The organism is Myceligenerans salitolerans (assembly GCF_017349295.1).
GTDB classification, from domain to species: Bacteria; Actinomycetota; Actinomycetes; order Actinomycetales; family Cellulomonadaceae; genus Myceligenerans; species Myceligenerans salitolerans.
On the sequence record NZ_JAFMPK010000047.1, the window covers coordinates 331,181 to 352,547 of the forward strand.

Genomic DNA, 21,367 nt, shown 5'->3' on the forward strand with positions numbered 1-21,367 from the left:
TCCTCGTCGCTCCATGCGCCGATGAGCCGCGTCTTGACTCCTGTCAACCGTAACCGAGAAGTGGCTCTCAGGCCGTTCCCTTGCGGCGGCCCGCGATTCCTTCCGCCACACCGATCAGCAGGACGGCCGCGATCACCGCCACGATGAAGCCCAGGACGTTCAGCTCGAAGATGTCCCCGGTGCCGAGCAGGTTGGCGACGACGCCACCGATCACCGACCCGGCCAGCCCGAGCAGCAGCGTGGTGAACAGTCCCAGGTTCTGCTTGCCCGGCTTGATGAGCCGCGCCAGGGCGCCGATGACAAGACCCGCGATGATGAACCCGATCATGAGTATCAGTCCTCCATTCGTCAGCCGTGCTGACAGGCACGTTTCCAGAACCAGCCGTCACTCACCACCCGGGCTGCGCCGGGCGTCAGGCAGGGCTCTTCGGCACGATGCTGATGCCGCCGGAGCTCTCCAGGACGGCCCACTTGATCTGGTCCATCCGCTCCAGGCCCTGCGACCCCCGCGCCGCGCTGAGCACGTCGTCGGTCGTGATCTGCTCCTTGGTCATGACGTCCTCGAGCGGCCGGCCGTCCTCCACGATGACCACGGGGAGGCCCTCCGTGATCCGCTTGAACCGCGGCAGGCGCCACGAGGCGTAGTCGAACGCCCGCTCGAGCAGGATGAGGGTGGCGATGACAAGTGCGGCCTGCGTGACGGAGAAGTCCTCGCCGAGGAGCGCCTGCTGGGTCGCCTCGCCGACGATGAGCAGGATGATGAAGTCGAACGTGGTCACCTGGGCCATCGACCTCTTGCCGGTCATGCGGAAGATGACCAGCAGGACGACATAGATCGCCACGGCGCGCAGGACTGCATCCATCGAGGCCTCCTCAGGGCAGGACGAACTGCGAGAACGAGACGGATCGTCCGGCGACGGTGACCTCGCCGCGGAGCGGGCCGTACTCCTGGGCGCGGAAGCCCACGGTCACCTCGACGCGGTCGACACGGTCGACGTCGTCCACGGCGACCACCAGCACGAGCCCGCCCGGCACGGCCCGCTGCTCCACCGGCTGCGGCGAGATGCCCTGGATGTCGACACCACCGGGCCAGGTGCCGGTGAGCTCGACGGTCACGGTGCCGTCCGAGACCGCTTCGGGCCCGAAGGCCAGCGTCATGGTGTCGTCGGCCTCGTGGTGCGTGAGGCGGTCGAACGCGGCCGTCACGACACCGTCGGGACTGTCTCGCTCGGTCCAGCTCAGCGGCCCCGTACCCAGAAGTCCCGCCAGGGCCGCCACGACGACCACCACGAGCAGGATCGTGCCACCGCGCTGCCACTTCCACTCACGACGCTGAAAACGCTCGTCCCGCTCGACGTCCAGACCCACCGGCTCACCTCGGTTCACGTGCCGTCCGTGCTCTCAATGTGGCCCAGACCAGGCCTGTTCGCACGCCGAGGGAGCGGGCTCCGAGTTCGTGCTCCGCGGATCAGCGCCAGCCGGTGAGCTTGTCAGGATTGCGCACGAGCCACACGTCCGACACCCGGTCCGAGCGGACACCGAGCACCATGACGGTGTCGACCACGCCGTCCTCGCTGATGACGAACCCCATCCCGTCCGCGGTGTCGACCGCGTCGACCCGAGCGTCCGGACGCTGTGCGAGAGCGCCCAGGACGAAGCGGGCGACGTTGACGGCGCCCAGAACCGGCCGGCGCGCCGCGCTGACCTTGCCGCCACCGTCCGAGGTCAAGGTCACGGCGGGGTCGAGGATCTCCACGAGGGCGCCGAAGTCGCCGGCGCGGGTGGCCGCGGCGAACGCCGCTGCCACCGCGTCGTGCCTGTCGCGGGGTGCGACGTCGTCCGTACGGGACCGCACCTTGCGACGGGCGGACGACGCCAGCTGCCGAGTCGCCTCCACCGAGCGGCCGACCGTCTCGGCGATCTGGGCGAAGGGCAGCTCGAACACGTCGTGGAGCACGAACGCCACGCGCTCGGCCGGGGTGAGGGTGTGGAGCACCACCTGCAGCGCCATGCTCACCGAGTCGTCGAGGGCGACGCGGTCGAGGGGGTCACCCGCGTGGCCGTGATCCGCGCTCGCGGGCACCGGCTCGGGAAGCCACGGCCCCACATAGGTCTCCCGTCGAGCACGGGCGGACCCGAGCATGTCGAGGCAGATCCGCGACGTCACCCGCATCATCCACGCCCCGGGGTTGTCGATCCCGGCACGCTGCTCGTCGCTGAGCCGCACCCAGCGCACGAACGCGTCCTGCACCGCGTCCTCGGCATCGCTGAGGCTGCCCAGCATGCGGTACGCCAGACCGCGCAGCGCGGGCCGCTCCGCCTCGAGCACCGCGGTCACCCCGTCATCCGGCATCCGGTGTCTCCGTTCTCGTGATGTGCCGGTCAAAGCTTCGCGAACTTCGGCGTCGGGCGCGATGTCGACGGCGGTCTCCTTCTCGCGGTCGTGCGGGACGGCGGACCGCCCAGTGTGAGCCTCACGTTTCCGGCCGCCGCGTCGTCGACCCCTCAGATGCTCGATCGGGCATCCGAACCGAAAGGACGAACATGAGAGTCGCGATCGCAGGAGGCACGGGCCTCGTGGGCAGGGCCGTCGCCGACGAAGCCGTCACGAGGGGTCACGAGACCGTCGTTCTCGCGCGCTCACGTGGCATCGAGCTGACCACGGGGACCGGGCTGGACCACGCGCTGCGCGGATGCACCGCCGTGATCGACGTCACCAACGTGGCCACGATGAAGGCCGGCGCCTCGACCCGCTTCTTCGAGGACGTCACCCGCACTCTGCTCACCGCGGAGCGGCGCGCAGGCGTCGAGCGCCACGTCGCGCTGTCCATCGTCGGTGTCGATCGTGCGCCGTTCGACTACTACGCGGGCAAGCGGGCGCAGGAGCTCGCCGTCGAGGCGGGCCCCGTGCCGTGGACCGTCCTGCGGGCGACCCAGTTCCACGAGTTCGCCGAGCAGATCCACGCGACCGCGAAAGCCGGCCCGCTGCACCTCGCGCCGAAGATGCGCACCCAGCCGATCGCGGTTCGCGAGGTCGCATCGCGCCTCGTCGACCTCGCCGAAGCGTCCGCCGTGGGCGGGTACGTCGAACTCGCCGGCCCCGAGGAGGAGTCGCTCGTCGACATGGTGCGCCGATGGGCCCGCGCCACCGGGCGCCGGGGCTGGATCCCCGCCGTCGCGCTGCCCGGCGGTCTCGGCAGGGCACAGCGCGACGGCACGCTCCTCCCGGGCGCCGGCGCCGAGATCGGCGTCGAGACCTTCACCGCCTGGCTCGAGCGCACCACCGGCCGCCGGAGCAGCGGGCGTCGGGAGCCGCAGGGCACGTAGGAGACCTACCGGGATGCCTCACAGCCAGCCGTGCTCGCGGGCGTAGCGGGCGGCTTCGTGGCGTGTGCGGGTCTGGGTCTTCCGCATGGCGTTGGACAGGTAGTTGCGGACGGTACCGGGGGCGAGGTGGAGGCGGGCGGCGATCTCGGCGACGGAGTAGCCGTCGCCGGTGACGCGCAGCACGTCCGCCTCGCGCTCGGTGAGCGGGTTGTCGTCGACGATCGCGGCCGCGGAGACGTCCTGGTCGATCCATCTGCGGCCCGCGTGGAGCGTGGCGATCACCGTGGCGATGTGGGCCGGTTCGGCGGACTTGCTGGCGAAGCCCTGGACGCCGAGCTTCAGCGCCTTGCGCAGGATGCCGGGCCGGGCGTGCCGGGTGAGCAGGAGCACGACCTGGCCGGGGAGTTCCCGGCGGATCTCGGTGACGGCGTCCAGTCCGTCCATGGTGGGCATCTCGAGGTCGATCACCAGGACGTCGGGCCGGTGGGCCAGGGTGGCGCGCACGGCGCCGGCGCCGTCGACGGCCTCCGCGAGGACCGTGATGTCGCCCTCCAGGGGCAGCAGCGCGGCAAGTGCGGAACGGAGCAGCACCTCGTCGTCGGCCAGTACGACGGTCGTCATGGGCGCGCCTTTCAGGTGGCGGGGAGCCTGGCGGGAGGTGACGCCGCGGGAACGACCGCGGCGGTCAGGAACCGCCCGCCCTCGAGCCGGGTGGTGAGCTCGCCACCGGCGTCCGAGACCCGGTCCGCGAGGGTGGCCAGGCCACGCAGTTTCGGCGGCGCGCCGTCCTCGACCCCGTCGTTGACCACCGAGATGCCGTGCCGGGACAGCTCGATCCGCGCCAGGGTGGCGCGCGAGTGCCGCAGGATGTTCGTCGTCGTCTCCCGCAGCACCTGCGCCAGGAGGTCGATGGCCGGGGTGTCGATCTCGGCCCGGCGTTCGACGCGGACGCGGATGCCGGCCGCCTCGAGAAGATTTCTGGCGTTCTCCAGTTCCGCGGTGAGGTTGAGCTTGCGCTGCCCGTAGGCCAGTTCCTTGGTCTGGGTGATGGTGTCGCCCACGAGGGCGTAGATCTCCCGCAGTTCCTGCTCCACGCGGGCGGTGTCCGTGTGGAGCAGCTTGCGCGCGAGGGCGGTCTTCAGCTTGACCACGTGCAGGGTGTGGCCCTGGATGTCGTGCAGGTCGCCGGCGAAGCGCATCCGCTCGCGCATCACCGCCAGCTCCGCCTCCCGCTCGCGGGTCTCCTCCAGCTCCGCCGCGAGGTCGTAGAAGCCCTTGTTGGGGAACATCAGGCCGATCAGGACCGCGGTGATCCCGGTCGGAAGGATGACGCCGACGATCAGGCCGGTCGCGTTCACCTCGCCGCTCACGACCGGTCCGAGCGTGCCGACCACGGCGACGTAGGCCGTCACCGCGATCGCGGCCGCGGCCCGGTGGCGCGGCAGCTGGGGAACGGTCAGACAGCCCACGACGGCGAGGGCGTAGTACGCACCCTGGGCGTCGCCGTCGGTCAGGAAGACCCCGTAGGGCCAGACGGCGGCCGCGACGGCCAGGCAGGGCGCTGCGACGCGCAGGATCTCGCCGACCGTCCAGCGCTCGAACGCGACGACCACGACCACCACGCCGAGTCCCAGCACGACGACGTCCTGCCAGGTCTGCGCCTGGCGTGCCACGACGATCGCGCCGACCACCACGAACAGCGGCATCACCGCCGAGAGGTTGAGCACGCGGAATCGCCGTCGTGACCGGCGGGCGGCCGCTGTCGACCACGGCGCCGCCGGAAGCGGTCTCGCCTCTCGTGGCACCGGTCCGCTGGTCATGTGTCGTGCTTCCGATCGGGGACGTTGACGGTCTCCAGTATCGTCGCCGCGCTCCGGTTCGGCAGTGACGCCACGTCACCAGTGGCTCGCTCGGATGTCATGGCCAGGAGGTGACGTCGCCGCACTGGGCGGCGCCGAGCCCGCCGGGTCTGATGGAGGCATGAGCACAGCACCTGTCATCGACGTCGACGCACTGCACGTCACCTACGGCGACTTCCACGCCGTGACGGACCTCTCGTTCCAGGTGGAGCGGGGAGAGTTGTACGCGCTCCTGGGCACGAACGGAGCAGGAAAGACCTCGACCCTGGAGGTGGTCGAGGGCCACCGGGCCGCGTCGTCGGGCACCGTTCGCGTCTTCGGGGAGAGCCCGTCGGACCGGCGTACGGTACGACCGCGGATGGGGATCATGCTCCAGGAGAGCGGCTTCTCCCCCGACCTCACGGTCGCGGAGTCGATCCGGCTGATCGGCCGGCTCACCGGACGTACGGACACCGTCGACCGGGTCCTGGGCATCGTGGACCTCACGAGAAAGGCCGAGACCCGCGTGGCTCAGCTCTCCGGCGGTGAGAAGCGGCGCCTCGACTTCGCCACCGCCGTGTACGGGCGGCCCGAGCTGATCTTCCTGGACGAGCCCACCACAGGGCTGGACATCCAGTCCCGCGACGCCCTCTGGGACGCCGTCGAGGAACTGCGCGCGGACGGTTCCACCATCGTGCTGACCACCCACTACCTGGAGGAGGCGCAGCAGCGCGCCGACCGCATCGGCCTGATGCACCACGGCACGTTCCGCCACCAGGGAACCGTGGCCGAGCTGACCCGGACCCTTCCGGCGGCGATCCAGTTCTCCCTTCCCGCCGGCGCGCCGGCCCCGCCGGTGTCCGCCGTCGCGGTCCCGGACGGCTCCTACCAGATCGAGACCTTCGACCTGCAGACCGATCTCAAGCAGCTGCTCGACTGGGCCCACGACCACGCCGTCGACCTGCACGGACTGTCCGCCGCCCCGACCCGGCTCGACGACGTCTTCCGCGCCATCGACACCGCGCCCGCGCTCTCCTGAGCGACCCTCCCCTCGACTCGCAGAACGGAATCCCGACCATGCTTCCCATCGCACGCAGCGAACTGATCCAGATCTTCCGCAACCGGGCGGTGCTGATCACCAGCCTCATCATGCCGCTGGCGGCAGCGGCGTTCTTCATCTACCGCAGGGACGCCTTCGAGACGCTCGGCAGTCTCGGGTACATCGGGGCGATCCTCGTCTTCACCATCGCGGCCTTCACCCTCTACGCGACCACCGTGACCACCCTGGCCGCCCGCCGACAGGACCTCTTCCTCAAACGGCTGCGCTCCACGGCCGCCGGTGACACGGCCATCCTCACCGGCCTCGTGCTCCCGGTCAGTGCGGTCTCCCTGGTCCAGGTCGCGCTGGTGCTCGGCGCCTTCATGGCACTCAGCGGCGCACCGGCCGACCCGCTCCTCCTGGTGGTGGCGATCGTCGCGACGTTCGTCATGATGCTCGCCCTGGCGATCGCCACCGCCGGCATCACCAACTCCCCCGAACACGCCCAGGTCACCTCGCTGCCCCTCAGCCTCGGCGTCGTCGTCCTGGCCAGCTGGATCGGCCTCACCGGAACCGAGGACCTCGCCCTCCTCAAGCGGGTGCTGCCCGGCGGCGCGGCGACCGAGCTCGTCATCAACGCCTGGAACGGCGGCGTCCCGCTCACCGAGTCGCTGCTCCTGCTGGCGCCCACCCTCGGCTGGGTCGTCGTGGCCGTCGCGCTCGCCTCACGGATGTTCCGGTGGGAACCGCGGCGGTGACCGTCACGGCGTCCAATGCACCGTGATCCGTCGCATGACTTCTCCTTCCATCGCGGTGACACGGTTCGTCGTTCGACGACGCACGGACACCCTTCCCCACGGCGGAGCGGCTGTCATCAGCCGCATCGGTGAACTGGTCGACCCGTCTGAGCCGGTCGCCGGCGCGAGGCCGCGGATCAGCGGTTGGTGGAGGTGAAACGGTGGAGGCCGGGTGCGCCGGCCGGCGGGACCCGCTCGGTGAAGCCCTGGCCGACGACGAGCGCGCGCAGGCGATGGGGCATGCGCGAGGTGCCGCGCCCACGGTTCAGGACGCCGATCATGAACGTGAGGCTGCCATGGGGCCGGGAGCTGACGCGGAGGCGGGCGTAGTCGCTGTCGGTGCGGACGGTGAGGCGGTCGATCTGTGCCCACGCCCACTCGAAGGACTCCCGGTCCGAAGCGACGCGCACCCCCCAGGAGGTGATCTCCACGCCATAGGTGGCGACGCCGCGCCGCAGCGCGACGAGGAAGGCGGCCGCGAACGGCGCCCCGACCAGCAGACCGACCAGCACGACCTCTCGACGGCCCACCTCGATCCCCGTCTCCGCCTGGAGCGCGACGAGGGGCACCGCCCCGAGTGCCGCACCGATCGCGACGCCGAGAACGACGAGCCACGTGAGCCCCGCCATCGACAGCCGCTTCGCACGCACCTCGATCCGGTACCCGCCCTGGGCCTCGGTCCATACCGGCGTGTCGCCGGAAGCCGCCAGTTCCCCGGGACCGCCGGCCGGCCGCTCTCCGGGACGGGAGCGGCGCCACCAGAGACCGACCGGGATCGACAGGGCGAGCACGACGGCGCTACCCACCAGGACGCCTGCGACCGGAGCCGGGCGGCCGGACTCCGAGATCAGGCCCCACTGCCGCACGATCTCGCCGTCGTCGTCGAAGCGGGTCTCCAGACCCACGGCGTCCCCAGCGTGCGCGGGCTCACGGGCGAGCAACTCCACCCACACCGGCTCCCGGGGCGGCTCGGGCAGCCCGGGCCCGGTCCCGGCAGACCGTTCCGCGACCTCTCGTTCGGTGATCTCCACGAGCGCCTCGCACCGGTACAGCCACCACAGCTCCGCCACCCCGCGCCCGCACGCACCCGTCTCCACGACATGGCCCGTGTACTGGGGAAGTGTCATCGGCGCGTCCACGTGCCGGAGCAGCACGATGCCGACGTTGAGCGGGAGCGCGAGCCCCAGGACCAGGACCGCGACGAGCATGGGGGTCATCGGAGGGTCCGCGGCCGGGTTCCGCTGCGCACTGCGTGCCCAGCGTCCGACGGTCCTCCGCGAGGGCCAGCGCAGCACCTTCGCGACGAAGACGGCCACCAGCCACATCGCGGGAACACTGACGACGACGACCGCGACCGCGATCCGTACCGACGGCCCGAACACGTCCGACATCGCGCCCCTCCCGGCGTCGTCCCACGTGACGAACCTATCGGTGGACGGCGACATGAAACCGAGGAGGACCCCGCCGGCGTAACCGGCACCGGACATCGAGCGGGTCCCAGCGACGCGGACCGGTCCCGACGCCTCCGGGCTGAAGGAGCCCCCCACCCCCACCGCCCCGGCCTGCTCCGCCGTGCCGGCGAGAGGGTGAAATGGCTTCCCTGCCGCGCCGTGCGGGCTTCGGCGTGCGAATCTCGAAAAGGGCCGGAAACATCGTCCGGCGCCTCGGTGGAAAGAAACTTCACCCAAATCCAGGGGGCAAACCATGACAACGACCGCGCCTTCCTCCTCGGCTTTCTCCACTGCCCAGATATCGCATTACCAGGACGCCCGGCCCGATATCTTCGTGCCTCGTCACGAGATCCCCACGGCCCTTCTCGCCACCGAGGCGGACACCCTCGGATGGGACGCCGTGAACGCGATCCGGCTTCCGCAAGTCAATGAGGCCATGCTCGAGTCGGACGCCTCACCGGCGGCGTTCGACACCACGGTCCAGGAGGGATGGACGCTCGACGGCACGTTCGGACCGTGGCAGCTGACCCGGGGCGGCTCGGGCGCGATCGTCTTCCTCCGGACGCCGATCCCCAGCGCGCACATGACTTTCCCCGACACCCCGGACCTGGACCTCACGGACGGCCGCGCCACCGTCGCGATCAAACTGCAGTACCTCCCTCAGCCGCCCGCCGGCCCCGCCACACCCGCCACGGACGGCGACGAGGGAGGAACGAAGCAGTTCCTCGCGCGGGACGCCAAGGCCCGGAGCGAGGACGACCCGGCCGTCGTCATCCAGAGCATCGACTACGGGAGCAGCACGCCCTCGGAACTCCAGAAGGCACTCTTCCAGGCCGCGCTCGCCAACTGGTTCAACGACAACCTCGCCGCCTTCACGTACGTCTTCTCGGTGGTCAACCTCAACGCGCGAGCCGCCAAGGAGGACTTCCAGTGGCTCAAGCCGACCTACACGAGCTACGCCTACTTCAACGGCGCGTCGGACGAGGAAAGCTACTTCGGGGTTCTCAACCTCACCCAGGGCGACTCGCCGGACGGCCTCACCAACCAGATCCCGCCGTCGGCCATCCCCTCCGGATGCCAGGGATCCATCCTCATCTCCAACAACCTCTTCCTGCGCGAGATGATCCTGCCCGGGCTGACGAAGTCGTTCACCGGCGCGACCGAGAGCGACTTCGACCTGAACAGCACGGGTACGGTGATCGAGAACCGCGACACGATCACGCTGGACGACATCAGAATCGGCGCCGTCGACTACACGCCGGAGTTGCATACCTTCCGGCTGCAGATCGTCGGTGACGAGATCCAGATCGACACCAAGACCAAGGTCCACGTCTCCCCCGGGATCGACGCGTTCGTCACGGCCACCGAGTTCTACAGGATCGTGCTCGTCGACAAGCCCGACGGCAGCCAGACCCTCGACTTCGCCCGGTCACGCGACCCGCTGCGCAACCACTGGATGGAGACGGCGACCTGGGTCACCGTCACGGAGGTCATCGTCGGAATCGTCGGCGCGATCGCCGCCACCGTCGCGGGCAACGTCATCGCGACCGTGGCGCGACGGATCATCGCGGTGATCATCATCATCGTCGTCGCCGGGATCCTCGCCGCGATCCCCGCCATCATCGCGGCGGTGATGGAAGGCAAGGCAGCCGACGCCCTGCCGTCGATCGGCGACCTCGTCATGGAGGCCTCCAGCGACGTCACCTGGCCGGGGTCCAGCGGCTTCACCCTCAAGTCCGCCGAACTCAACGGATCCTTCCAGCTCGGCGGCGACCTGACACCGGTCACGCGGCCGGCCGGATCCTGACGAGGCGTGCGCCGTGCCGACGACACGCCCCGCGACACCGCCGCGGTACCAGGAGACGCTGCCCGAGGTCTTCGTCCCCCGGGCAGCCATCTCCCCGGCGCTCCTCGCCGCCGAGGCCGGGACCCTGGGCTGGGACGTGGTCCACGCCCTGCGGCTCCCGGAGGCCAACGCGACGCTCGCGGCCAGCGAGCGCTGGCCCACCTCGTTCGACCACGAGGTCCAGGAGGGCTGGCGCATCGCCGGAGAGTTCCACGCGTGGCAGCTCGTCCGGGGCGGGTCCAACTCCATCCTGTTCCTGCGCGCCCCGCTGGCGACGGCCTCGATGAGCCTCCCGAACGTCCCCGACCTGTCGTTCACCGGCGGGTGGGTCACGGTGTCGGTGAAGCTCAACTACCTCCCGCAGCCGCCCGCCCCGGCGGAGACGGCCCACCGTGCGCCGCCGGACCGCGACGGAGGTGAACGGCAGTACCTGACGGCGCGGACGACGTCGGCCAACCCGGACGACCCTCCCGCCGTCGTCCAAGCCGTCGACTACGGGAACGGGACACCGACGGACCTGCAGAAGGCGACGTTCCGCGCCGCGATCGGCCGGTGGTTCTGCACGCACCTCGACCTGCTCACGTACGTCTTCTGCGCCCTGGACCTCAACGCACGATCGGCGCAGGGCGACTTCCAGTGGCTCCGCCCGACCTGGACCGGCTACGCCTATGCGAACGGCCCCACCGACGAGACGAGCTGTTTCGGCGTGCTGACGATGACGTCCGGGAACGATCCCGGCGGGCGGATCAACCAGCTCACCCCCGCGGCCGTTCCGCCGGGCTGCACGGCCGCCACCCTCATCTCCCAGGAGACGTTCCTCGAACACCTCATGATCCCGGGACTGACCCGCGCACTGCCGGGGACGGCCGTCCCTGACTTCGTCCTCGACTCCGGCACGGTCCGGGCCACACGACAGCTCGCCCTCGACCCGGTCGAGTCCGGCGGCATCACCTACCATCCCGTGCTGGACGACCTCCGGCTCCAGGTGGTCGGCGACGAGCTGCAGCTGCGAACCCTTGTGCGGACACAGGTGGTCCCGGGCGTGACGGCATTCGTCGAGGCCTGCGACTGGTACCGGATCACGCTCGTCACCCGGCACGACGGCGGCCGGACGCTCAGCTTCACGCGATCCAGGCCACCACGACGTCGCGACTACACGGAGACCGAACGCTGGGTGGAGATCACCAAGGCGATCATCACGGTGGTCGCCGCGATCGCCATGGTCGTCGCGGGCATCGTGATCCCGGGCGCGGGAGCGGCGATCGTCGCGGTCCTCGTCATCGGGCTGGTCGCCGGCATCGCCGCCGCCACGCCGGATCTCATCGCCCTGGTGGCGGGCGGCGCGGCGGCCGACGCCCTGCCGAGCATCGGCGACCTGCTCACCCAGTCCACCGTCGACATCCACTGGCCGGAGTCCTCCGGCCTCCACCTGCTCTCCGCCGAACTCAACGGCTCCCTGCAACTCGGCGGGACCCTCGTACCGATCCGAGAGGCACGACCATGAACCTGCACGGCTGGGACACCGCCTTCGCGGTCGACACCTCGGTGGCCAACGCGGCGCTCGCCCTCCGCGCCGACTCGCTGCTCGTGGACTTCGCCGTCGACGACCCGGACGGGCTCCAGGTTCGTGCCGGGGGCTCGTTCGGCGGCTGGCAGATCGTCGAGGGCGGGTCAGGGCAGTTCCTCACCCTTCGCATGCCGATCGTCGACGGGTGGCTCGTGCTCGCGTCACACGATGACCGGGTGGACCTCACCGGCACGGCGTTCGTGGCCTCCGTCGCGCTCGACCTGATCCCCTCGACCCTTCCTGACATCCAGAACCTCCGGTTCGACGTCAGCAGCGCCGGCAAGGTCGGCCAGCCGCCGGAACCCGGCGCCATCACCCCGATCCGCATGGACGACCCCGACGGGCGGCTCGACGACCTCCAGGAGGCGCTCCTGCTGGCCTCGCTCGCCACATACGTCGCCCAGAACGCCGACCGCATCTCGTTCGTCTTCGCCACGGTGAACCTGGTGCCCCCGCAGACCGACAGCTGGCTCGCGCCCGTCCGGTCGGAGTTCGCCTACGCGGACCGCAGCGACGGCTCCGGCGGAGCCCTGGTCATCCTCAGCGTGACCGACAACCGCCCCGTCGACGACCTGCCCCGCTCGATCGACCCGGCACTGCTCGACGGCGGCCACCAGGCCGCTTTCGCCTTCTCCCGGGCCCTCCTCCTCGAACACGTCATCATGCCGTCGCTACCCGCCGCGTTCGGCCACGGCGCGACACCCGCCAGCTTCGCCTACGACGCACAGACCGGACAGATCGTCAACCTGAAACGCCTCGACATGAACTCGGTACGAGAAGGGGCGATCGACTACCACCCCGAGATCGGCAAGCTACGCCTCGGCATCGACGGCTCCGACCTGCGCGGCCGTTACGAAGGCTGGTGCGATCTCAAGGCCGGCATCTCGATGGACTTCTGGATCCACCCGGAGAACCCGATCGTGTACGACGACCGGACCAAGGCGCTCGCGTTCCTCGCCGACGGCAGTCCCAAGAGCGGTTACGACGCCGACATCCCGTGGTACTGGTGGCTCGGCGGACCACTGGTCCGAGCGATCGTGGAGATCGTCGTGCCCGCCATCGCGAGCGGGATCGCGGACTCCCTCACGTCCTCCGTCGGGTCGATGCTCTCCCCCGCACGCAACCCTCCGACGTCGATCCGCTGGGCGGGCACCGAGGACCTCCAGATCGCGACGGCGTGGGTGGACGACGACTTCGTGATGACGGGCGACTTCACACGGGTGGACCGAGAGGGGAGCTGACGGGCCGGCACGCGGCCACCCGCGCCGGGACCACGGCTGGCGCCGACCACGACGACGGCCTTCTGAGCAGGACGTGCTTCCAGATCGGTGGACGTCGACGCGCTCGATCGCCGAACGAGGCATCCTGTATGCATGCCGAGAAGCTTGCCCACGGGCCCCACGGTGATCCATGACGACAGCGAGGTGCGCTTCGTCGCCGGAAGCGACCAGTTCGCGATCCGCCTCAAGGACGGACACCTCCACGTACGCGCCATCGACACCAACGGCGAGGAGGCCCAGCTCGCCGTGATCCCGACCTCGCGCAGCACCCTCAACCTGCAGATCGAACACCCGACCGCGCCCGGACCGGTGGCGGTGGAAGGACCGACGCTGCGCTGAGCGCCTCAACCCGGCGAGCGATCGACAGCGTCGGCGACAACACGATCAAGCAGGGCGACCGCAGCGCCCGGGTCAGCCAACTCGCCAACCGACACCTGGTGGTCAGCGTTCGCCGTCGCCACGTTCGTCTTTCCAGTGGGTCGCGCTCGCAACCAGTAGATCGATGTGCACTCCCAGGAGACGGCCGTCGGCATCGTGGGTAGTGACGAGCGGGTAGAAGCCGTCGCCCCATCCGGAGTGGGCCAGCGCGAGATTCTCCCCGCCAGCGGCGCCCGGCAAAGGAACGTTGGCGCGGTTGCTCCCGTGGTGGCGCGGGTCATCCTGCAGCTCCATCCACCGGTCGTGCGTCTCCTCGAGAACGTCGTCAGCCCTCCTGGACAGCGCCTCGGCGGCCTGCGCGTCGGCGAACGCGACGGTGCCGGCGTCCACACCGACGCCGTACCAAACGCCTTCCCCCGGCGCCCGCTCGCCCTCGGGAACGCCGAGACGCACAGCCGCCACCGGGGCGTCGTCGTGCAGGACCACGGACAGGTACGACTCACGCGGATGCGATCCGTCCGCTGCCTCGGACACGTCGGCGACGGTCACGAACACCGGGTAGGAGCCTGGCGGGACCGGCACCGTACAACCCGCGCCGAGGGACACGTACGGATCACTCGCCTCCAGACGCCCCGACGGGACATGGAGGACACCGAGCTCATGAAAGGTCTGCGGATACGCACAACCCTCCGGGCGCCCTCCCTGCAGGGCGAAGAACGGGCGAGAATGCAGCGGGGCGGTTGTGGTCGTCACAGGACCAGACAGTAGACCTGGTGACCGACACGGTCGGCGAACCAGGCAGAGGCCTTCGCGACCGTACGCTTGCGACATGCCGGCCATCCGCCTCGAGACGACCGTTCCGACGACCGTTGACGAGTGCTTCCGGCTGTGCCTGTCGGTGGACGCGCACAGCGCATCGATGTCCGCATCAGGAGAACGAGCGATCGCCGGAGTGACGCACGGCGAGATGGACCTCGGCGACACCGTGACCTGGCAGGCACGACATTTCGGCATCCCGTTCCGGATGACCTCCGGGATCACCGAGCTCGATCGGCCGCACCGCTTCGTCGACGAACAGCTGGCCGGCCCGTTCGCCTGGTGGCGGCACGAACACCTCTTCACCCGAGCGGAGGCAGGGACCCGGATGGTCGACGTGATCGACTTCCGAGCCCCTCTGGGCCCGCTCGGGGCCCTCGTCGAACGATTGGCCCTCACGCGATACATGGCCCGCTTGATCCGCCAACGCAACAGCTGGCTCGTCGCAGCCGCGTCCACGTCGTAGCGGACGACAGGGCGCCAGCTCCTGCCACTGCCCCGCGGGCAGTGGCAGCAGGATCGCCTCGGCTGACGATCTGGCCGGCCTGCGCACCACTCCCGACCAACGTGCTGCGAGGCCGAAGCCCTGGATGTCGTGCGGCAATGGCGACTCACCTTCCAGGCGCACGGGCCCGCACACCGGCGAAGCCCTCCGCATCGTGCACGACCGACGACAACCTTAAAGCAACGTTTTGTGGCTATAGTGGGTCGCGTCGGTACAGGAACCACAGGGAGGCACGATGAAGATTCTGGTGAGTGGTGCAGGAGCGGCTGGGCTGTGTGCGGGTATCGACCTCGCGCGAGCCGGGCATGCCGTGGAGATCGTGGAGCGGGCGAACCATCTGCGCGTCAACGGCGCGCCCATCGACGTGCGCGGCGAGGCGCTCGAGACCGCGCGCAGCATGGGCATCCTCGACGCGCTGGAGGAGCACCGGATCACGATGACCGAAGAGACGACGTTCGTCGACCGGTCCGGTGCGACCGTCGCCCGCCTGGCGATGCGGGAGATCAACGACAGCCCTGACGACATCGAGCTCCCGCGCGAGGACCTCATGACCATCCTGCGGCAGGCCCTGCCCGAGCAGGTCGACCTGCGCTTCGAGGAGTCGGTCGCCACGATGGTCGACGACGGGGACCGGGTCGCGGTCACCTTCGCCTCCGGCCGCGAGTCCGCCTACGACATCGTCGTCGGCGCCGACGGAGTGCACTCGGCGGTGCGCCGGCTCGTGTTCGGCCCCGAGCACGAGTTCACGGAGCCCCTGGGGGTGTACGTCGCGCTCGCCGACGCACCCGGCCACGCGACTCCCGGCGACTCCCGCGTGACGGAGATCCTCAACCTGCCGGGACTCCTTGCGGGCGTAGCCCGCTACCGCGACAAGGCACTGGGGATCTTCGAGTTCCGGTCCGACCCGATCGACTACGACTACCACGACCCGGAGGCGCAGAAGCGCATCCTGACCGAAGCGTTCGCCGGGATCGAGGACTGGAAGGTCCCCGAGCTGATCGAGACCGCCCAGCGCGATCCCGAGCTCTACTTCGACGCGATCTCCCTGATCCACGTGCCGACCTGGCACCGGGGACGGGTCGTCCTGATCGGGGACGCCGCGCACTGCGCGACGCCGATGGCCGGGCGCGGCACCTCGCTGGCTCTCCTCGGAGCCTGGACACTCGCCGAGGAGCTCACTCGCCACGGCGAGGACCTCGAGGCCGCCTTCGGCGCCTACGAGCAACGCCAGCGCCCCCACGCGACAGCGGCCCAGGAGTTCGGACGCGGTGGTGCAGACCTCATCGTCCCTGCCACGTGGGAGGACATCGAAGCACGCAACACGCGGTTGCGTGCGGCACAGCCGCGGTAGGCTGCCGTGCGTGGCCGAGGACGGACTCCAGCGGGAACCGGCACGCCGCCCGGGCGGGCGCACCGCCCGTGTGCGGCGCCGGATTCTCGAAGCCGCCGCAGAGCTGATCGCCCGTGACGGGATCGGCGGGCTGCGCTACGACCGGGTCGCCGAGCTCGCCGAGGCCAACAAGACCACCGTCTACCGCAACTGGCCCGACCGCAATGCGCTGGTCGCCGACGCTCTCGCCGCATTCGGTGCCGACGCGGCACCCTTGCACGACTCGGGCGACCTCCACGCCGACCTCGTCGACTTCCTCGAAGCCCTGGCCGCTGCCACGGCCAACCCGCAGGGCCGGGCACTGCTGAACGTGGTGACCTCGGCCCGGGAGGACCCCGAGCTGCGGGCAGTCGTCGACGAGGTGTTCGACCGGCGGCTGGCGACCCTGCGAGACCGCTTGCGGACCGCCGTCGAACGCGGCGAGCTACCCGCGGTCGACCTCTCCCTGCTCGGCGCGATGCTCGCCGGACCCGTACAGCTGTTCGTCAGCCGCGGTTCCCGCACGTTCAGCCGAGCCGACGCGCACCGGGTCAGTGCGATCGTGCTCGCCGGCGTGCGCACCACCGCCGCCCACGGCGACGCCTCGGTCGACGGCGGACTCGTGGAAGCTCGACGCGCCGGACCGCGCTGAGAGATTTCTGCGGTCTCCTCGACACCGGACCCGGGCAGAACCGACGCGGCGACGGTCACGTCAGCACCACGCCCTTGCCGCCGATCGTGCCTGCCTCCATGTCGCGGTGCGCCTGCACGATGTCGTCGAGCCGATAGACGCGCCCGACCGGGACGGTCGCGCGGCCGGCGGCGACCTCGTCAAGGAAGCTCTGCAGGGTGGAGGGAGCGAGATCGGCGCTCTCGCCGGAGTAGGCCGTCAGCCGGACACCGTTGGGCAGCCAGTCCATCGGGTAGAACTCCGACACGGTCCACCGGTCGGAGAGCATCCCGGTGAAACAGACCACGCCACCGGGACGCACCGCACGCAGGGTATCGCGCAACACGTCGGTACCCACCAGTTCGACCGCGCCGTCCACACCATCCGGCACGAGGTCCCGGACGAGCGGGGCGATCTCGCCGTCGTCGATCACCACATGGTCCACGCCGACCGACTCGAGCAGCCCTCGCCGGCTCTCCGAGCGGGTCGTGGACAGGACGGTCATCCCCCGCGCCTTGCCCAGCACCGCGAGAGCGAGGCCCACGGACGAGGTTCCGCCCCGGATCAGGAGCGTCTGTCCGTCACGGGCCTCCAGTCCGACCCGGAGCGAGCCGGCCGCGGTCTGGAGCATCTCCGGCACAGCACCCAGGACCTCCCAGGGCAGGTCGCTCCGGAAAGGGATCACCTGGGTGGCGGGAACGGTGACGAACTCGGCATAACCGCCGTCGAACTCACGACCCATCCCGCCCATCATCGTCGCGGCCCGGGTGCCGGCGGCAAGGCGACCACTCGGGTCCTGGTCGACCACGCCCACCGCCTCGATCCCGGGGACACGGGGGAAGGAGCCCGTGTACGCCAGGCCCTGCCGAAAGTGCAACTCCGAACGGTTCAGGCCGAACGCCGCCACCCTGATACGCACCCAACCGGGCGCGGCCTGCGGGGCCGGGATGCGCCGCACACGCAGCACCTCGGGTCCTCCGGCGGCCTCGACGACGACCGCACGCATTGTCGCGCTCATGCCGCCGCCTCCTGGCGCCTCGCGACGGTGAGCCGCTCGCGCAGGACGGTCAGCCCCTTGGTCAGCGCCGCGACGTCGACCCCCGACGAGTTCAGATGCTCACCGAGCGCTCGGCAGGCGACCTCGTCGGCGAACGCGAGCGCCTCGGCGCCGGCCGGCGTCAGAAGAACCAGCGCCGACCGACGGTCCTGCGGGTTCGGCTCACGCCGTACCAGGCCCGCGAGCTCGATCCGGTCCACGAGCTTGCTCGCCGCCCCCACCGTGATCGACAGGTCCGCCGAGACCTCGTGGACGCGACAGCGACCGGTGTGCCGGTCCACCACCCTCAGCGCTTCGAGTGTCGCGAGTGACACGGTCCCCGCGGTGGAGAGGCGGGCGTCGACCATCGCCCAGAGTTCCGTCTCGTAGCGGACCAGGACGTCGAAGAAGGGCTGCATGTGGGAGCCAACATCATTCCGAGGAACAATATTCCCAGGAATCGAGATCCGTCCTGCCGAGCATGCCGATGCCGTTCTTCGCTCTGGTCGCGTGGCAGTTGGCGGGAGATCTTCAGGCGATGCGCGTGAGGTCGTCGATGACCACGGGATGCCTGGGGGTGCGTCCGTCGGCGATCCGTTTGGCCTCGTCGAGGGCGGCGGCGGCGAGCCGTCGCAGTTCCGTCCCGAGCGATCCTGCGATATGCGGGGTCAGAAGGACGTTCGGGAGCGTGTACAGCCGGTCCCCCGGCGCCGGGATCCAGGGATCGGTCACGTCCAGGACGGCGTAGATCTCTCCCGTGACCAGGCGGTCGGTCAGCGCCCGCTGGTCGACCAGCGATCCTCTGGCGGTGTTGATCAGGGTCGCCCCACGTTTCATCATCCGGATCCGTGCGCCGTCGATGAGGTGATGTGTCTCCGGGAGGGCTGGTGCGTGAAGCGAGACGACGTCGCTGGTGGATATCAGTTCCTCAAGGTCCAGACGCGTGACGCCCAGCAGGGCGGCGTCCCGTGACGACAGGTAGGGATCGGCCACGACGACCTCGAGATCGAAGGGGCCCAGCAGCTCGATGACCCGCCGGCCGATGGCGGAGGCCCCGACAAGGCCGATCCGCTTGCCGAAGTTGCCGATGGTGTGATCTAGGTCGGTCGCGCGGTCGAAGCGTTGCGTTCGGCCCAGGAGGCGGGAGGACGGAATGACTCGCTTGTTGGCCAGCAGGATGGTGGCCAGCGTGTACTCGGCGACGGGCAGCGCATTGGCTGCCGCAGCCGAGGTGACGACGATGCCACGATCCCAGACCGCGGCAGACAGGTGATGCTTCACCGAGCCGCCGGTGTGAACGATCGCCTTCAGGCGGGGCGCCTCGTTGAGCACGGCCGCGCTCACCGGCGGGCACCCCCAGCCGGTGACGAGCAGCTCCGACTGGCGCAGCGTCGCGCGTGCCTCAGCGCTGTCGAAGCCGGTGAGTGGTTCCGAGCGGAGCAGGACCACCTCGGGCTCGAACTCGGCGTGCCGGTTCGCGGGGAACAGATCTGCCGCGACGTCGGCACCCATGGCGAGTGCGGCCTTGACCGGCCGGGTCACTTGACCGCACCTTCGGTCATCCCCGCACGCCAGTATCGCTGGAGCAGGATGAAAGCGATGATGAGTGGAATGATCGAGAGAAGAGAGCCGGTGACGACCAGCGGTGCGAACTCTGGATCGCCGCGGGTGTAGCCCTGCCAGAGCGACATACCGAGCGACACCGGAAACAGGCGCTCCGAGGTGAGCATGACCAGTGGCAGCATGTAGTTGTTCCAGACGGCGACGAACTGGAACAACGCGATCGTGATGAAGCCGGGCGTGATCATCGGCAGCGCGACGGAGAAGAAGGAGCGGACCGCCCCGGCGCCGTCGACGCGCGCGGCCTCAAGTGTCTCGTCGGGAATGTATGCCTGGCTGTAGATCCGCGCGAGGTAGACGCTGAACGGGTTGCACAGGGCTGGGAGAAGAATGGCCCACGCGGTGTTGGTCAACCCCAGCGGCGAGAAGAGCAGGTACAGCGGCAGCACCGTGGCCGTGTTGGGCACGAGGACGCCGACGAGCACGAAGGCGAAGAGTTTGTTCCGTCCACGGAAGCGGAACTTGTCGAACGCGTAGCCCGCGGCGACGGAGATCAGCCCACCGGCCACCGCACCGACGGTCGCGTACAGGATGCTGTTGCCCATCCACACGAAGAAGATGCCGTCGCTCTGATCCGCGATACCCGCGACGTTCTCGAAGAACGCGAAGTCGGTCACGCTGAAGATGCTGGAGCCGTACAACTGCTCGGCCGACTTCGTCGACGCGAACAACAACCAGGTCACCGGCAGAAGCATGTAGAGCGTCGCGAGAAGCAGGACGGCCGTGACGGCGGCCCGGCTGGTGAAGGATGCTCCGGCCCGGCCCCTGCCGGTTCCGGGCCGGACGAGGGCCCGGTCCGGTGTCGAGGGGGAGGACCCGGACGCCTGCTGGTCAGGCTGCGCGGGGGCCAGGGAGGTCATGCGCGCACTCCCTTCGTGTTGATCCGCGTGATGAGGTAGGAGGCCACGCCGGCGACGGCTGCGACGATGATGGACGCCGCGGCCGCTTGATTGAGGTCGAGCCGGTTGAAGGCAGCGTCGTAGGCCCACATGTTCGGGACGTAGGTTGACGTCACCGCGCTGGAAGCCGTGGCGAGGATCGACGGTTCGGTGAAGAGCTGCAGCGAGCCGATGCTGGTGAAGAGCAAGGAGATGCCCAGGGCGGGCGCGATGAGCGGCACCTTGATCGACAGGGCCGTCCGGAACGGCCCGGCACCGTCGACACGCGCCGCTTCCATCACCTCTCGCGGGAGGGCCTGGAGCGCGGTGAAGAGGATGATGACGTTGAATCCCGTCCACTCCCACACGGCGATGTTGACCATCGCCGGAAGGACCAGTTCGGCGGAGAAGAAGTTGACGGACATACCGCCGGACTCCAGCGTTCGCACCAGCGGGCTCACCCCGGGCGTGTACAGATACACCCAGATCAGCGCGGCGATGACGCCGGGCACGGCGTGGGGAAGGAACAGCAGCAGCTGGAATGCGCGCCTGAAGAGCACCGCCGCCGTGTCGAGGAGGAGCGCGAGGATGAGCGCGCTGCCGATCATGGTGGGCAGGTAGAGCAGTGCGTAGATCGCCACCCGGACAAAGCCGGTGAGGAAGCTCTCCGAGGAGAGCACCACGACGAAGTTCTCGATGCCGACGAAACGCACCTCCGGCGTGCTGCCAAAACCCAGGCCCGACTTCTTGGTCGCGAAGAAGCTGAGGCACAGCGAGTAGATGACCGGTGCGATCATCGTGAGCAGGAACAGGGCGAAGAACGGTGTGAGGAAGAGTGCGGCGACCTTGCCGCCTCCGCCGGGATCGCGGTGCGGAGCACGGGATCGCCTCCGCGCGGCAGGCTTGATGAGGGTCATGTCTCTTGCCCTGTTCCTGGTCGGTAGTCGTCT

The 21,367-nt window shown here is 69.7% G+C and carries 23 protein-coding genes; 10 read left to right on the forward strand and 13 right to left on the reverse strand.

The genetic code is table 11. The features are described 5' to 3' along the window. Positions 1-67: 67 nt before the first annotated feature. The 4 genes from J0911_RS14990 to sigJ form a co-directional block, all read right to left on the reverse strand. Positions 68-328: a GlsB/YeaQ/YmgE family stress response membrane protein gene (locus J0911_RS14990; RefSeq protein ID WP_207276282.1), complete on the reverse strand. Its 261-nt coding sequence runs from the start codon at positions 326-328 to the stop codon at positions 68-70. Positions 329-413: 85 nt separating this feature from the next. After that, positions 414-863, reverse strand: coding sequence for a DUF421 domain-containing protein (locus tag J0911_RS14995; RefSeq protein ID WP_207276283.1), 450 nt, complete (start codon positions 861-863; stop codon positions 414-416). 10 nt (positions 864-873) lie between these two features. Beyond that, a complete protein-coding gene (locus J0911_RS15000; protein WP_207276284.1) occupies positions 874-1,368 on the reverse strand; it encodes a hypothetical protein in 495 nt (164 codons plus the stop codon). Between the two features lie 100 nt (positions 1,369-1,468). Then, the gene (gene sigJ / locus J0911_RS15005; protein WP_207276285.1) at positions 1,469-2,353 is read right to left on the reverse strand and encodes an RNA polymerase sigma factor SigJ; all 885 of its coding nucleotides are present in this window, start codon (positions 2,351-2,353) and stop codon (positions 1,469-1,471) included. A gap of 191 nt (positions 2,354-2,544) precedes the next feature. Between sigJ and J0911_RS15010 the strand changes: the two genes are divergently transcribed. After that, entirely contained in the window at positions 2,545-3,327 is a 783-nt protein-coding gene (locus tag J0911_RS15010; RefSeq protein ID WP_207276286.1) for an SDR family oxidoreductase, read from the forward strand. An 18-nt stretch (positions 3,328-3,345) separates the two neighbouring features. Here J0911_RS15010 and J0911_RS15015 read toward each other — a convergent pair whose 3' ends face one another. After that, complete coding sequence (locus J0911_RS15015) at positions 3,346-3,948, reverse strand: response regulator transcription factor (RefSeq protein WP_207276287.1); 603 nt, start codon at positions 3,946-3,948, stop codon at positions 3,346-3,348. A gap of 11 nt (positions 3,949-3,959) precedes the next feature. Next, positions 3,960-5,054 carry a sensor histidine kinase gene (locus tag J0911_RS15020; RefSeq protein ID WP_307865104.1) on the reverse strand — a complete coding sequence of 365 codons (1,095 nt, stop codon included), beginning with the start codon at positions 5,052-5,054 and terminating at the stop codon, positions 3,960-3,962. Between the two features lie 253 nt (positions 5,055-5,307). On the opposite strand from J0911_RS15020, the gene J0911_RS15025 reads away from it, so the two are divergent. Together J0911_RS15025 and J0911_RS15030 are read left to right on the forward strand one after the other, a co-directional pair. Beyond that, on the forward strand, positions 5,308-6,204 hold the full coding sequence (locus J0911_RS15025) for an ABC transporter ATP-binding protein (RefSeq protein ID WP_207276289.1): 897 nt from the start codon (positions 5,308-5,310) through the stop codon (positions 6,202-6,204). 38 nt (positions 6,205-6,242) lie between these two features. Continuing rightward, positions 6,243-6,962 carry an ABC transporter permease gene (locus J0911_RS15030; protein ID WP_207276290.1) on the forward strand — a complete coding sequence of 240 codons (720 nt, stop codon included), beginning with the start codon at positions 6,243-6,245 and terminating at the stop codon, positions 6,960-6,962. Between the two features lie 176 nt (positions 6,963-7,138). Here the strand turns inward: J0911_RS15030 and J0911_RS15035 are convergent, their stop codons facing one another. Beyond that, positions 7,139-8,488, reverse strand: a complete 1,350-nt coding sequence (locus J0911_RS15035; RefSeq protein ID WP_207276291.1) for a hypothetical protein — start codon at positions 8,486-8,488, stop codon at positions 7,139-7,141. 298 nt (positions 8,489-8,786) lie between these two features. Here J0911_RS15035 and J0911_RS15040 point away from each other — a divergent pair, with 298 nt between their 5' ends. The 4 genes from J0911_RS15040 (at position 8,787) to J0911_RS15055 (ending at position 13,484) form a co-directional block, all read left to right on the forward strand. Continuing rightward, on the forward strand, positions 8,787-10,259 hold the full coding sequence (locus J0911_RS15040; protein ID WP_207276292.1) for a TULIP family P47-like protein: 1,473 nt from the start codon (positions 8,787-8,789) through the stop codon (positions 10,257-10,259). Positions 10,260-10,272: 13 nt separating this feature from the next. Continuing rightward, a complete protein-coding gene (locus J0911_RS15045; RefSeq protein WP_207276293.1) occupies positions 10,273-11,802 on the forward strand; it encodes a TULIP family P47-like protein in 1,530 nt (509 codons plus the stop codon). Continuing rightward, on the forward strand, positions 11,799-13,106 hold the full coding sequence (locus tag J0911_RS15050) for a TULIP family P47-like protein (protein ID WP_207276294.1): 1,308 nt from the start codon (positions 11,799-11,801) through the stop codon (positions 13,104-13,106). The genes J0911_RS15045 and J0911_RS15050 overlap by 4 nt, the downstream gene beginning before the upstream one ends. Positions 13,107-13,238: 132 nt before the next feature. Beyond that, on the forward strand, positions 13,239-13,484 hold the full coding sequence (locus J0911_RS15055; protein WP_207276295.1) for a hypothetical protein: 246 nt from the start codon (positions 13,239-13,241) through the stop codon (positions 13,482-13,484). Between the two features lie 102 nt (positions 13,485-13,586). On the opposite strand, the gene J0911_RS15060 is transcribed toward J0911_RS15055, so the two are convergent. Further along, positions 13,587-14,363, reverse strand: coding sequence for a DUF4241 domain-containing protein (locus tag J0911_RS15060; protein WP_307865105.1), 777 nt, complete (start codon positions 14,361-14,363; stop codon positions 13,587-13,589). On the opposite strand from J0911_RS15060, the gene J0911_RS15065 reads away from it, so the two are divergent. The 3 genes from J0911_RS15065 to J0911_RS15075 all read left to right on the forward strand — a co-directional run bounded on the left by J0911_RS15065 (position 14,353) and on the right by J0911_RS15075 (position 16,865). Then, positions 14,353-14,805 carry an SRPBCC family protein gene (locus J0911_RS15065; RefSeq protein WP_207276297.1) on the forward strand — a complete coding sequence of 151 codons (453 nt, stop codon included), beginning with the start codon at positions 14,353-14,355 and terminating at the stop codon, positions 14,803-14,805. The two genes, J0911_RS15060 and J0911_RS15065, sit on opposite strands and share 11 nt — an antisense overlap. 274 nt (positions 14,806-15,079) lie before the next feature. Next, on the forward strand, positions 15,080-16,195 hold the full coding sequence (locus J0911_RS15070) for an FAD-dependent monooxygenase (RefSeq protein ID WP_207276298.1): 1,116 nt from the start codon (positions 15,080-15,082) through the stop codon (positions 16,193-16,195). A 10-nt stretch (positions 16,196-16,205) separates the two neighbouring features. Continuing rightward, positions 16,206-16,865, forward strand: coding sequence for a TetR/AcrR family transcriptional regulator (locus tag J0911_RS15075; protein ID WP_307865106.1), 660 nt, complete (start codon positions 16,206-16,208; stop codon positions 16,863-16,865). 55 nt (positions 16,866-16,920) lie between these two features. On the opposite strand, the gene J0911_RS15080 is transcribed toward J0911_RS15075, so the two are convergent. From J0911_RS15080 to J0911_RS15100, 5 genes are all read right to left on the reverse strand, one after another. Further along, positions 16,921-17,901 carry a zinc-binding dehydrogenase gene (locus tag J0911_RS15080; RefSeq protein ID WP_207276299.1) on the reverse strand — a complete coding sequence of 327 codons (981 nt, stop codon included), beginning with the start codon at positions 17,899-17,901 and terminating at the stop codon, positions 16,921-16,923. Then, the gene (locus J0911_RS15085) at positions 17,898-18,338 is read right to left on the reverse strand and encodes a MarR family winged helix-turn-helix transcriptional regulator (RefSeq protein ID WP_207276300.1); all 441 of its coding nucleotides are present in this window, start codon (positions 18,336-18,338) and stop codon (positions 17,898-17,900) included. Before J0911_RS15085 ends, J0911_RS15080 begins: the two co-directional genes overlap by 4 nt. 112 nt (positions 18,339-18,450) lie before the next feature. Beyond that, positions 18,451-19,461, reverse strand: coding sequence for a hydroxyacid dehydrogenase (locus J0911_RS15090; protein ID WP_307865107.1), 1,011 nt, complete (start codon positions 19,459-19,461; stop codon positions 18,451-18,453). Beyond that, positions 19,458-20,399 (reverse strand): carbohydrate ABC transporter permease, encoded by a 942-nt coding sequence (locus J0911_RS15095; protein WP_207276301.1) that lies wholly within the window; start codon positions 20,397-20,399, stop codon positions 19,458-19,460. The genes J0911_RS15090 and J0911_RS15095 overlap by 4 nt, the downstream gene beginning before the upstream one ends. Next, a complete protein-coding gene (locus J0911_RS15100) occupies positions 20,396-21,334 on the reverse strand; it encodes a carbohydrate ABC transporter permease (RefSeq protein ID WP_207276302.1) in 939 nt (312 codons plus the stop codon). Before J0911_RS15100 ends, J0911_RS15095 begins: the two co-directional genes overlap by 4 nt. Positions 21,335-21,367: the final 33 nt, after the last annotated feature.